General features: G+C 30.9%; 13 protein-coding genes. 1 reads left to right on the forward strand and 12 read right to left on the reverse strand.

Annotated features, from left to right (window positions below):
- The 12 genes from nuoL to WC168_RS00390 are packed head-to-tail and all read right to left on the reverse strand — an operon-like array spanning nt 1 to nt 11,489.
- Entirely contained in the window at nt 1-1,890 is a 1,890-nt protein-coding gene (gene nuoL, locus WC168_RS00335) for an NADH-quinone oxidoreductase subunit L (protein ID WP_372616913.1), read from the reverse strand.
- The gene (gene nuoK / locus WC168_RS00340; protein WP_066160100.1) at nt 1,887-2,201 is read right to left on the reverse strand and encodes an NADH-quinone oxidoreductase subunit NuoK; all 315 of its coding nucleotides are present in this window, start codon (nt 2,199-2,201) and stop codon (nt 1,887-1,889) included. Before nuoK ends, nuoL begins: the two co-directional genes overlap by 4 nt.
- A 1-nt stretch (nt 2,202) precedes the next feature.
- Complete coding sequence (locus tag WC168_RS00345; protein ID WP_066160097.1) at nt 2,203-2,730, reverse strand: NADH-quinone oxidoreductase subunit J; 528 nt, start codon at nt 2,728-2,730, stop codon at nt 2,203-2,205.
- On the reverse strand, nt 2,730-3,230 hold the full coding sequence (locus WC168_RS00350; RefSeq protein ID WP_066160094.1) for an NADH-quinone oxidoreductase subunit I: 501 nt from the start codon (nt 3,228-3,230) through the stop codon (nt 2,730-2,732). The genes WC168_RS00345 and WC168_RS00350 overlap by 1 nt, the downstream gene beginning before the upstream one ends.
- Before the next feature lies 1 nt (nt 3,231).
- Complete coding sequence (locus tag WC168_RS00355; RefSeq protein WP_066355781.1) at nt 3,232-4,509, reverse strand: complex I subunit 1 family protein; 1,278 nt, start codon at nt 4,507-4,509, stop codon at nt 3,232-3,234.
- A complete protein-coding gene (locus tag WC168_RS00360; protein WP_066160089.1) occupies nt 4,506-5,942 on the reverse strand; it encodes a 2Fe-2S iron-sulfur cluster-binding protein in 1,437 nt (478 codons plus the stop codon). The genes WC168_RS00355 and WC168_RS00360 overlap by 4 nt, the downstream gene beginning before the upstream one ends.
- Nucleotides 5,943-5,963: 21 nt before the next feature.
- Nucleotides 5,964-7,250 carry a citrate synthase gene (locus WC168_RS00365; RefSeq protein WP_066350339.1) on the reverse strand — a complete coding sequence of 429 codons (1,287 nt, stop codon included), beginning with the start codon at nt 7,248-7,250 and terminating at the stop codon, nt 5,964-5,966.
- 9 nt (nt 7,251-7,259) lie between these two features.
- Nucleotides 7,260-8,519, reverse strand: a complete 1,260-nt coding sequence (gene nuoF / locus WC168_RS00370) for an NADH-quinone oxidoreductase subunit NuoF (RefSeq protein ID WP_372616917.1) — start codon at nt 8,517-8,519, stop codon at nt 7,260-7,262.
- On the reverse strand, nt 8,509-8,994 hold the full coding sequence (gene nuoE / locus WC168_RS00375; protein WP_066350341.1) for an NAD(P)H-dependent oxidoreductase subunit E: 486 nt from the start codon (nt 8,992-8,994) through the stop codon (nt 8,509-8,511). The genes nuoF and nuoE overlap by 11 nt, the downstream gene beginning before the upstream one ends.
- A complete protein-coding gene (locus WC168_RS00380) occupies nt 8,994-10,628 on the reverse strand; it encodes an NADH-quinone oxidoreductase subunit D (RefSeq protein WP_372616920.1) in 1,635 nt (544 codons plus the stop codon). Before WC168_RS00380 ends, nuoE begins: the two co-directional genes overlap by 1 nt.
- Nucleotides 10,621-11,136, reverse strand: a complete 516-nt coding sequence (locus tag WC168_RS00385) for an NADH-quinone oxidoreductase subunit B (RefSeq protein WP_066160075.1) — start codon at nt 11,134-11,136, stop codon at nt 10,621-10,623. The genes WC168_RS00380 and WC168_RS00385 overlap by 8 nt, the downstream gene beginning before the upstream one ends.
- A complete protein-coding gene (locus tag WC168_RS00390; protein WP_066160072.1) occupies nt 11,127-11,489 on the reverse strand; it encodes an NADH-quinone oxidoreductase subunit A in 363 nt (120 codons plus the stop codon). The genes WC168_RS00385 and WC168_RS00390 overlap by 10 nt, the downstream gene beginning before the upstream one ends.
- Before the next feature lie 314 nt (nt 11,490-11,803).
- Between WC168_RS00390 and WC168_RS00395 the strand changes: the two genes are divergently transcribed.
- On the forward strand, nt 11,804-12,455 hold a 652-nt coding region (locus tag WC168_RS00395; protein ID WP_372616923.1), incomplete at its 3' end, for a UbiD family decarboxylase domain-containing protein.

Here is a 12,455-nt window from a genome sequence, read left to right on the forward strand (position 1 = left end):
TTATAACCCTAATGAAATATATAAATAAACAAATATACAAGCCATTCCAATTAGCATAAATGCTGCATAGAATCGTACATTTGCATTTTGAATTAATGCAACTTTTTTACCAATCTCAACAAAGTTTGTTGAAGACTTCATAATAAAGGCATCAATAATCTTATCGTCAACAACTTTATCAATAAATCTTGATAGAGCTTTTGTAGATTTTACAAATAGTAAATCATATAACTCATCAACATAAAGTTTTCTTCCAATAAATCCTGTCTCTAACTCTGGTTTATCTAAATCATAATTTGCATATTTCTTATAAGCAATAAATATACCACTTGCAGCAACTATTACTGAAAGTGCCATTAATATATACTCTGTACTATGAGATAAAGTAATTGCTTTTGAGTTAAGAGAGCTTAACCAAGTATCAACTAAATGATTTCCACCAAACACTGCTGGGAAGTTTAAAAAACCTGCTCCAACTGCTCCAATCGCTAGAATTACCAATGGAAACGTAATTGTTCTACTTGTATATACATAATCTTTATGACCGCTTTTATTTGGTGCAACAAATACAATAAAATAGAGTCTAAACATATAAAATGCTGTTAAAAATGCAGTAAATAGTGCTAAACCATAAATTAGATATTGTCCTTCTTGGAATGCTGCTGCTAGAATTGTATCTTTTGAGAAAAATCCAGAAAATGGAGGAATACCTGATATTGCAATAACACCAATTAAAAATGTTGCAGATATAATTGGTAATTTTGCTCTATGTTTTGCAATATTAAATATATTTTGTTCATGATGAAGTGCAATAATAACTCCTCCAGCTCCCATAAATAACATTGCTTTAAAGAATGCGTGTGTAAATACATGGAAAAGTCCACTTGCATAGAAACCTAAACCAACAGCTATAAACATATAACCTAATTGACTCATTGTTGAGTAAGCAAGTATCTTTTTAATATCTGTTTGTCTTGTTGCAATAATAGCAGCAAGAAGAGCTGAAAATGCTCCAATATATGCAATAAAAATTCCAATCTCTTCAATTCCACTATATAAAAAGTGAAATCTTGCAACCATATAAACCCCAGCTGTAACCATTGTAGCAGCGTGAATTAGTGCTGAAATTGGAGTTGGACCTGCCATGGCATCTGGAAGCCATGTATATAGTGGAATTTGAGCTGATTTACCCATTGCTCCAACAAATAGTAATATACCAATTACTACTAACCAACCGTTTGAAACATTTGTTAAATTTTCTTCAATTGAAGAGAAAGATAAATCAACTTCTCCTAATGCAAAAAATAGTGCTGCAACTCCTAGTAAAAATCCAAAATCACCTACTCTATTAACTATAAATGCTTTATTTGCAGCTTCAACATTCTCTTTACTTCCATAATAGAACTTAATTAAAAGATATGAACAAACTCCAACACCTTCCCAACCAATAAATAAAATAATTGGGTTATCAGCAAGAACTAAAATTAACATAGATGCTAAGAATAGATTAAAGTAAGCAAAGAATTTACCAAACCCTTCATCACCTCTCATATAACCAACTGCGTAAATATGAATTAACCAACCAACAAATGTAACAAACATTGACATAAAAATTGATAGATTATCACCTAAAAGTGCCATGTCAATGTTTAAATAACCAATATTTAACCAAGTAAATAGGTATTGATTATAAACTATATTTTCACTTACCATATTTAAAAATAGGCAAAGTGTAATAATAAATGCTATAAATGGTGTAACTGTTCCTATAGCTGCAAAATAGAGTTCAGAAACTTTTTGTTTTTTAATACTATAAAAGTATAAACCACCATTTAATATTGCACCAATAAGTGGTGCTAAGATTATCCATATTAGTAAATTTGTACTCATCTTTTTTCTCCTTGAGATAAAGATGTAAAGATATCTGTATCAAGTGATCTTTTAGCTCTAAATAAAAGAATAATTACAGATAAGAATATTGCAGCTTCAGCAGCAGCAATTGATATAACCATAATAGTTATAATTTGTGGATCTATATCAAAGTAGTATCTTGCAAAAGTTACTAAAAACAGTGTAATTGCATTTAGCATAAGTTCAATTGACATATAAACAACAAATATATTTCTTCTTGATATTACTCCAATTGCACCAATTGAAAAAAGTATCATTGATATAAATGCGAATGAATTTAGTGTCATCATCTTATTCATCCCCCTTTGAAATTAGTTTTGTATCTCTTTTTTTAGCAAGAACAACAGAACCTACAAGAGCAATTAGTAGAAGAATTGAGATTAATTCAAATGCTATAATCCACTCATTATAAAGTATCATTCCAACAGGTTTTATATCTCCAAAATCACTATTTTCTATTGGATACAAATCCTTTGATGGAAGATTTGAAACAGCTTTTAAAACTAAGATATTTAATGGAATCATTAAAGCTACACCCAAAGCTATTAATTTATATTTTGCTGGTTCTTGTGGAAGATCTTCATCTTTAATATTTAAGAACATCAAAATAAATAATAGTAGTGCCATAATAGCTCCTGCATAAACTATTATTTGAACCATAAAAAGTAGTGTTGCATTTAAAAGTGCGAACATCCCAGCAATACTTAACATTGTAATTAGAAGACCTAATGCACTATACATTGGGCTTTTATATACAAGCATAGCAATTGCACCTGTAATTGCAAAAAATGCTAAAGCAATAAAAATTATATCAGCCATTATTCAAAATCCTTTGATCTCTCATTTTTCATAAGAGCTTTTTTATCTAGTACAAACTCTTCTCTTGTAGAAGCTGTAAATGAAAAAATTCCAGTATCCATTCTAATTGCATCACAAGGACAAGCCTCTACACAATATCCACAGAAAACACACTCTAAAAGGTCAATTTTAAACTCTTTTGGTCTTTTTTCATCAACTCCGTCAAATCTCTCTTCAGCCTCTATAAAAATACACTCAGCTGGACAAGCAGTTGCACACATAAAACAAGCAACACACTTCTCAGTTCCATCATCATGTTTTGTAAGTCTATGAACCCCTCTATATCTTTCAGTAATATCACTTGGCTGAACCTCTGGATACTGTAAAGTATTTAAGTTATCAAGATCTTTTAAATTTTTATAGAAGTGCTTGAAAGTTGTCTTCATTCCTCCAGCAATTGCTGGAAGAAATAACTTATCTTTTAACGATTTTCCATATCTTGGTACTACTTTTACTGCCATATTAATTTCCTATTACCACAACAAATGTTGCTGTTATTACTATATTTAAAAGTGCTAATGGAATTAAAACTTTCCATCCTAACATTTGAAGTTGATCATATCTAACTCTTAATAGTGTCCATCTAACCCAAATATAAACAAATGCCATTAAGAAGAATTTTGTTAAAAATACTCCAACTTGAATAACTGCTGTTGCAATATTTACTCCATTTTCTCCAAGACCTGTTGTTAAAAATGAAACTAAAAGTGCCACAACTCCTAAACATAATGTCCAGAAAACAAAAGTTAAAATTTTTGTCTCTTTTTCTCTACTTCTATCACTTCCTACAGCTTTATTATTTTTCTTCATCCATCTTGTAAATATAAATACTTTAATAGGAAGAAGAATAATTAATGCCATAATTACATAATCAATATTCTCTTTTATAGAAGCTGTATCCATCCAAGGGATTTGATATCCACCAAAAAGTAAAGTTACTATTAGTGCACTTGAAGCACTCATAGCAGCATATTCACCAACTTGAAAAAGTCCAAATTTCATACCACTATACTCAGTATGATATCCAGCAACAATCTCACTTTCACCTTCTGCTAAGTCAAATGGAGCTCTATTTGTTTCAGCGAATGAACAAACTATAAAGATTATTGCAGCAAGTGGTTGAATAAAAATTCCCCACATTGGAATAACTCCAAGATAAGTTCCAGTTTGTGCATTTACCATATCAGTTAGATGAATTGAACCATAAGAGATAATTATAGAGATCAAAGCTAATCCCATTGCAGCTTCATAAGATATAACTTGTGCTGAAGCTCTAATAGAACCTAAAAGTCCATATTTATTTCCAGATGAGTAACCACCAAGAATAATTCCATAAACACTAAGCCCTGCAAATGCTAAAAACCACATAATTCCAAGTTCTGTTGGAATTGCTTGCATTGTATGAGCTTCTCCATCAATTACTAAAACATCAGCATAAGGAATAACCGCAAATGTAAGAAAAGAAGCCATAAAAACAACAACAGGAGCAACTGTAAAAAAGAATTTATGTCTTACATGAGCTGGAGTAAAATCCTCTTTAAAAACAAGCTTTAACATATCTGCTAAAGCTTGAATTAGTCCACCTAATCTCATAGGTCCAATATTACATCTATTTGGACCACTTCTATCTTGTATAAATCCAGCAATTCTTCTCTCCCACCAAACCCAAACAGGAGTAAGTCCAACTGCAAGAACTACGGCTAAGATAATATTTACTAGAATAATAATTGTATTACTCATATAGTTCCCTTCTCAATCATATATTTAATATCTTCTATAATTGTAGTTATAGTTTTCATAGGCTTATTTCTATCTATTTTTGAAACAACTTTTTGTCTAATTCCATCACAATTTATATATGTACCGCTTTTTTCATAAAAAGATGCAACACCTAAAGCTATATTTGATTTTGCTATTGTTAAACAGTTATGAGAGAATAAAGATATTACTTTTTTATCTTTTAATGCTTCTAAATTATTTTCAAAATAACTATTTTCTATAATAAATATAGTTTTTGAACTATTTAAAGCTGATTCAAAATACTCTTTAGTTTCATCTATATTTAACTCTTTAAATGAGGCTCTATTTGCACTTTTATCTGCTTTTCTTAAATAATCATCAGCAAAACTCTCATCATAAGTATTTGGAGAGTAAGCACTTAATTTTATATTCAATTTTTCACACAATTTTTTACAATTTGCCATCTCTTCGTAAGATAGATTTGGACTTAAAAGCATTAAAATATCTTTTGAAGTAGATAACTCTTTGAAGATATTTGCAATAGTATTTGAAATGTTTGATTCACTATTATTTATTAAAGCTGTTTCGAATCTATTATTTGATTCATTATGATAAGACAATCTTCCCTCATCACACATAAACCAACCATTTACTGCCTTATTTACTCTAGGTCTAAATCTATAAATCATATCATCTTTATATTTCTCTTTTCTATGATCTACATTTATATTACACCCTTTCGAACAACCATTACAAATAGCCTCAAAACTTTGTAAAAACCAAACTCTTTGTTTAAATCTAAAATCCTTGCTTGTTAATGCTCCAACTGGACATAAATCAACAACATTCATAGCATAAGGATTATTAAGTGGCTTTCCAGGGAAAGTTCCAATTACAGAGTGATCAGTTCTACTAATTACACCTAACTCACCTGTTTTTGTAATATCTTTACAAAATCTCACACATCTAAGACATAAAACACATCTCTCTTGATCTAGCATTACATTTGAACCCAAATCAACTCTTTTGTCTGCGTTATTTTTATAATCAAGATTTACTCTTGAAGCATAAAATCCAGATTCCATATAGTAATCTTGAAGTTTACACTCTCCTGCTTGGTCACATGTAGGACAGTCAATTGGATGATTTATAAGTTCAAGTTCTAATATATCACGTCTAACTTTTTCAATATTTGAACCCTTTGTTCTTACAACCATTCCATCTTTTATTGGTGTATCACATGCAATTTGAGGTCTTTTTTGACCCTCTATTTCAACCATACACATTCTACAATTTCCATCTTTTCCCAACGCTTGATGATAACAAAAGTGAGGGATATGGATTTTCTCATCCAATAATTTATCAATCAACAAGCTACCTTTAGTAGCTTGAAATTGAACTCCATTAATTGTTATACTAACTTGATCAGCCATAAATTCATATCCCCTTATTATTTATTTACCTGTATATAATTGTCTTGGTCTAGCAATTTTATGTTTTGGATCTCTTTTGAACTCTGCCCATTGAGCAATCCATCCTGGAGTTCTTCCTATAACAAATATTGGTGTAAACATCTCTACTGGAATTTTAAGTGCTGTTAATATAACTCCTGAATAGAAATCAATATTTGGATATAGACCTCTTTCTTTAAAGTAATCATCACTTAAAGCTGCTTCTTCAACTGCTGTTGCAATATCAATAAGTTTTGAATCAAGATTTAATTTCTCTCTTAATTTACCTTGTAAATCTCTTAGAGTATCTGCTCTTGGATCTCTGTTTTTATAAACTCTATGTCCAAACCCCATAAGTCTAAATGGATCATTTTTATCTTTTGCTTTAGCTATAAATGAAGGTACATTTTTAATATCACCAATCATTCTTAGTTGATCCATAACCTTTTCATTTGCTCCACCATGAGCCGCTCCCCAAAGTGCTGAAATACCAGAAGCTATTGCAACATATGGATGAGCCTCAGTTGATCCAACATTTCTAACTGTTGTTGTAGAAGCATTTTGTTCATGATCTGCATGAAGTGTTAAAATAGCATCAAGTGCATCAACTTCTATTTGAGTAATCTCTTGATTTTTACCATTTCCTAAATATTTCATTTTCCCACCTGGATATGCTCTTAGCATATATAAGAAGTTTTCTGTGAAATATCTATTTATATCTGGATAAATTAGTGGTGTTCCAATTGAGTTTCTATAAGCCATTGCTGCAATTGTAGGCATTTTTGCCATAATTCTATTTTGCATTGTTCTATACTCATCTTCATCTTCTAAATGTAAATGATCTTTATAAAATGCAGATAGAGCCATTGTTGCAGATGCCATTGTTGCCATTGGGTGTGCTCCATCTGGAAGTGCATCAAATAGTCTAATAATTCCCTCATCAACAAAAGATCTATGTCTTATCTCTAAATCAAGATTTTTCGACTCATCTTTTGTTGGTAATCTTCCATTCATCAGTAGATATGATACATCTAAGAATGAGTGTTTACCAGCTAAATCAGCAATATCAATTCCTCTATATTTTAGCTCAGAGTTTTCACCATCAATAAAAGTAATTTTTGACTCACAAGCCGCTGTTGAAGTATATCCTGGGTCAAATGTAAACATTCCAGAGTCTTTATAAAAAGTAGAAATATCTACAACACTTGGTCCTCTTGTACCATCAATAATATTGTACTCATAAGATTTACCAGTTCTGTTATCTGTAAAAGTCATTGTATTTTTTGCCATTTGTTCTCCTTAGTTTTGATTATTTTTAATATAAGCGTCAAATTCGCTTCTAAACTTTTTAATAATACTTGCAATAATATCTTTAACAGCTGGTGCAAAAACACAAACTGTTTTTCCATTCATTGTTTCACACACATCTAAAATAGTTTGTAGATCATTTGAAGTTCCACAACCTTCTAATATATCTCTTATAATTTTATCAATCCAACCACAACCCTCTCTACAAGGTGTACATTGTCCACAAGATTCGTGATGATAAAACTCAATAATATTTTTAGCAACATCAACCATACATGCACTATCATCAATTACAATCATACCTCCTGTACCTAAAGTTGAACCTATATCCCACATTGATTCATAATCTAATACAGCTTTTTCTACTTCTTCAGCTGTTAGTATTGGACATGATGTTCCACCTGGAATAACTGCTTTTAACTTTTTACCTTCAGGCATCCCACCACCAACTTCATTTAAGAAATCAATCATCTTATTTCCATATTGAAGTTCATAAACACCTGGGTTTTTAACAGGTCCTGATATTGCAAAAAGCATAGTTCCTGGAGATTTTGGTGTACCATATTTTGTATAACCCTCTGCTCCATTTTCAACTATATTTGGTACAGATGATATAGTTTCAACATTATTTACTGTTGCTGGATTATCATAAAACCACTCACACTCTTTTCCGTGAGGTTTAAGTCTTGGATGTCCTCTTTTTCCTTCAAGTGATTCAATAAGTGCAGATTTCTCTCCACAAATATATGCTCCTCCACCTCTATGAACTGTAATATCAACTTTAAAATCATATTTATCCATGATTTTATCACCAATAATTTTTGCTTTATAAGCCTCTTGAATAGCTTCATTTAATCTATCAATAAAAAACTTATACTCACCTCTTATATAAATATAAGCATGATTTGCTTGAATCGCCCAACAAGTACAGATAATTCCTTCTATTAAAAGGTGTGGGTCATATTGGAAAATTTGTCTATCTTTAAAAGTTCCTGGTTCACTCTCATCCCCATTTACTATTAGATATCTTGGTCTTCCATCAACTGGTGGCATAAGTTCCCATTTTGGTCCACAAGCAGCTCCTCCTCCACCTTTTCCTCTAAGCCCCGATTTTGTAACTTCAGCAGTAACTTCTTCTGGTTTCATAGTAAAAAGTTTATCAATAGAAGAGTATCTTCCATTTGCAAGGGCAACTTCAAGTTTGTGTGAATTTGGGATATCAAAATTTTTACTTACTATTTTAGTTATCATTTTTGCACTCCCAAATTATTTTCTCTAACTTCTCTTTTGTTAATTTTCCATGATAAACATTGTTTAATGCAATCATTGGAGCATCTCCACAAGCACCTTGACACTCAACTTCACTAAAAGTAAAAAGTCCATCAGCACTTGTTTGCCCAGGTTCAAGCCCTAAAGTCTCTTTTATATAAGCTTTAAGTTCTCTTGCACCCATAAGCATACAAGATACTGTTTTACACAGTTCAATATGATATTTACCTTTTGGTTTTAAGTTAAACATTGTATAAAAAGTTGCTACTTCATATACTTGCATAGGACTTTTTCCTACTCTTGAAGCTACATAAACCATAGCTTCAGGACTTACCCAACCTTCTTGCTCTTGAACTAACCAAAGTGCTGGTAACATACAAGAGTCAATTTTTGGATATCTTGAAACATACTCTTGAAATTTTTCTTCATTTTGCGGTGTATATTTAAAACTACTCATTATCTATCAAACTCCCCAGCAATAAAATTCAAACTAGCCATTGTAATAACAGCATCTGCAAGCATTGTACCTTCAACAATTTTTGAATAAGCTGCAAGTGAGTAAAAACATGGTGGTCTACATTTTACTTTATAAGGTCTTCCACTTCCATCACTTACAATAAAAAATCCCAACTCACCATTTGTAGCCTCTGTTGAGCTATAGTATTCACCTTTTGGAACCATGATTCCTTCAAATGTAAGCTTAAATTGATTCATTAAACCTTCAATATTTCCATAAACATCTTTTTTAAGTGGTAAAACAGCATTTGGGGCATATACATTTATTGCACCATCTGGAAGATTTTTCATAGCTTGTCTAATAATTTTAATTGATTGAGTAATCTCTTCAAATCTACACATCATTCTGTCATAAACATCTCCATGACTTCCAACAACTACATCAAAATCAAAGTTTTCATATCCATAATATGGCTTATCTTTTCTTAAATCGTGTGCAACACCAGTTGCTCTTAAATTTGGTCCACTAATTCCATTTGCTAAAGCAAAATCAGCTTTAATAACTCCAACATCTTGAGTTCTATCATGATATATTCTATTGTGTGCGATTAGCGACAATACATCATCAACACCACTCTCTGTAGCTTTTAAAACATCTTCTAAATCAGCTGCAAAACCATCATATAGATCAAACTCTAATCCACCAATTCTTGTGTAAGTATTTGTAAGTCTAGCACCTGTAAGTTTTGATAATAGATCATATGCTTTATCTCTTGCTGAGAATAGATACCAAAGGCTTGTTAATCCACCAAGGTCAACCATATTTGCAGCATTACAAACAATATGGTCAATTATTCTACTTAACTCACCAATAATCACTCTAATCATCTTTGCTCTAGGAGTAATCTCAATATCTAACATCTCTTCAACTGCTTTTGCCCAACCAATATTATTTAAAATTGCACTACAGTAGTTTAATCTATCTGTATAAGGTATTACTTGAGAATATGTATGATGCTCACAAGCTTTTTCAAAACCTCTATGTAAATATCCAATCTCAGTAACGCAAGCTGTTATAGTTTCACCTTCCATTGCTAAAAAGTTTCTAATAGTTCCATGGCTTGCTGGGTGTGATGGTCCAACATTTAAAAGCATTAAATCTTCAATCTCTTGATCAGAGTACCCTTTTGATTTTAACAAAGGAGTCATCTCATCCATTAAATCATCAGTCTCTTTGCTTATTTGTCCATCTGTAATTTTGTAATCTTTTCTTAAAGGATGCCCTACAAACTCTTTATGATTTAAAACTCTTTTTAAATTTGGATGATTTAAAAATTTAATACCATATTGATCATAAGCCTCTCTTTCAGCCCAGTTTGCAGAAGAAAATAGATCATGAACAGATTCAACACTCAAAGTATCATCACTTACAAAAGCCTTTACCGTTGTCTCTTTTTTAAAATCACTGCTTCTTAAAACATAAACAACTGCAAATCTAGAAGGTGTAGAGTCAGGAAATTTTAGATAATCAACTACAGTCATATCTAAAAGAATAGTAAAATCTTGATTATTTTTTAAATTTAAAAGAGTAGATCTTAAATCTTTTGAATCAACTAATAAATCACACTTAAGCATCTAAAAATCCTTTATACTCTTTAACTCTATCTTTTAAAACTGATTCGTTTTTAGCTTTCTCTTGAATTCTCATAATTGCATCAAGTACAGCTTCAGGTCTTGGAGGACAACCAGCTATATACTCATCAACAGGAATTATTTGATCAATTCCTTGAACAGTTGCATAGTTATCATAAAAACCACCACTACAAGCACATGCACCCATAGATATAACCCATTTTGGTTCACACATCTGCTCATAAATTTTTTTCAAAATTGGAGCTTGTTTATAAGAGATTGTTCCAGCAACAATAAGTAAATCTGCTTGTCTTGGAGAGAATCTTACAACCTCAGCACCAAATCTTGAAACATCATATCTAGCAGCAGCTACTGCCATAAACTCAATACCACAACAAGCAGTTCCAAATGCCATTGGCCAAAGCGAATAAGATCTTCCCCAATTAACTGCAGCATCTAGTTTTGTTGTAAGTATATTATCACCTAAACTTGACTCAACTCCTAATCCCATGATAAAGCCTTTTTCTTATAAATATAGATTAACCCAATAAATAGTAATCCCATAAAGATGAACATTTTAGCTAATCCCGCATAGCCAAGTTCAACAACATTTACAGCCCAAGGAAACATAAAAATTACTTCAACATCAAACAGTAAAAATGAGATTGCTACAAGATAAAACTTAATAGAAAATCTTACATTTGCTGTTCCTATAGGATTTGTAACACCACTTTCATAAACATTGTTTTTTATAACTGAGTTTTTATTGTTAGGTCCTATGAATTTTGTAAGTACAAAAACACCTGCTAGTATCAAACCTATTACAACAAAAACTACAGAAGATAAGACTATTTCAGCTGACATCTTTTTTCCTAGTTCAAAAATTAAAAATCAAATTTGATTGTACACAAATTTTATGAAGTAAACAAATATTTATTATACTTTTGAACAAAAATTATATTTTAGTGTGTAAAAAAGGCAAAAAAATATGATTTGTTTTAACTTTTTATATTTTATAAAGCCCAATTAATCGGCTTCTAATTTTAATATGTGAAAAAAAGTAATAGCTATTTTAATTGATACAAAATGAAACATAACATTAATTCTCACAAATGAAAGATAGCATTAATAAATATAATGCTAAAGTTAAAACCAAAATAATTTAAGTAGAGGTAGAGATGAAAAAAGCTATTGAACTTTTAAAAAAACACAATCTTTTAAAGATAATAGATGATGAACTTGATATAAATTTAGAAATTCCTCATGTTGCTTATGTAGAGGTTAAGAAACCTGATTCAAAAGCAATTTTATTTACAAATGTAGTTGATAGAAAAAAGAATAAAAAGTTTAAAGAACCTGTATTAATGAATGTTTTTTGTAATGAAGAAGCGGTTAAACTATTTATTGGAGATGGCGATAAAATAGCAAATGAGATTGAATCACTTTTAAAGCTAAAACCACCTGTTACATTTAGTGAAAAACTTTCAACTATTGGTAAGCTATTCTCACTTAAAAACACAATTCCAAAAAAAATTAAAGGTAAAGGTTCTTGTCAAGAGATTATAAAGCTAGGAGCTGATGCAAAACTTAGTGATTTGCCAGTTATTAAAACTTGGGAAGATGATGGTGGAGCTTTTATTACTATGGGGCAAGTTTATACTCAAAGTTTAAATGGTGAACTTAAAAATTTAGGAATGTATAGGCTTCAAGTATTTCCTGATAACACTCTTGGAATGCATTGGCAAATACACAAAGATAGTAATCATTTCTTCCATGAATATAAAAAAGCTGGTAAAAAAATGCCTGTAAGTATTGGAATTGGTGGAGATC

Origin of the sequence: Aliarcobacter sp. (assembly GCF_041672065.1) — a bacterium.
Taxonomy (GTDB): domain Bacteria; phylum Campylobacterota; class Campylobacteria; order Campylobacterales; family Arcobacteraceae; genus Aliarcobacter; species Aliarcobacter skirrowii.

What these genes read in the sequence shown, in the direction of transcription:
- nuoE (WP_066350341.1), bottom strand. Translation starts at nt 8,994, where the DNA reads ATGAGTAGTTTTAAATATACACCGCAAAATGAAGAAAAATTTCAAGAG.
- WC168_RS00385 (WP_066160075.1), bottom strand. Translation starts at nt 11,136, where the DNA reads ATGGGATTAGGAGTTGAGTCAAGTTTAGGTGATAATATACTTACAACA.
- WC168_RS00380 (WP_372616920.1), bottom strand. Translation starts at nt 10,628, where the DNA reads ATGCTTAAGTGTGATTTATTAGTTGATTCAAAAGATTTAAGATCTACT.
- nuoL (WP_372616913.1), bottom strand. Translation starts at nt 1,890, where the DNA reads ATGAGTACAAATTTACTAATATGGATAATCTTAGCACCACTTATTGGT.
- WC168_RS00365 (WP_066350339.1), bottom strand. Translation starts at nt 7,250, where the DNA reads ATGGCAAAAAATACAATGACTTTTACAGATAACAGAACTGGTAAATCT.
- nuoK (WP_066160100.1), bottom strand. Translation starts at nt 2,201, where the DNA reads ATGATGACACTAAATTCATTCGCATTTATATCAATGATACTTTTTTCA.
- WC168_RS00360 (WP_066160089.1), bottom strand. Translation starts at nt 5,942, where the DNA reads ATGGCTGATCAAGTTAGTATAACAATTAATGGAGTTCAATTTCAAGCT.
- WC168_RS00345 (WP_066160097.1), bottom strand. Translation starts at nt 2,730, where the DNA reads ATGGCTGATATAATTTTTATTGCTTTAGCATTTTTTGCAATTACAGGT.
- WC168_RS00355 (WP_066355781.1), bottom strand. Translation starts at nt 4,509, where the DNA reads ATGAGTAATACAATTATTATTCTAGTAAATATTATCTTAGCCGTAGTT.
- nuoF (WP_372616917.1), bottom strand. Translation starts at nt 8,519, where the DNA reads ATGATAACTAAAATAGTAAGTAAAAATTTTGATATCCCAAATTCACAC.
- WC168_RS00390 (WP_066160072.1), bottom strand. Translation starts at nt 11,489, where the DNA reads ATGTCAGCTGAAATAGTCTTATCTTCTGTAGTTTTTGTTGTAATAGGT.
- WC168_RS00350 (WP_066160094.1), bottom strand. Translation starts at nt 3,230, where the DNA reads ATGGCAGTAAAAGTAGTACCAAGATATGGAAAATCGTTAAAAGATAAG.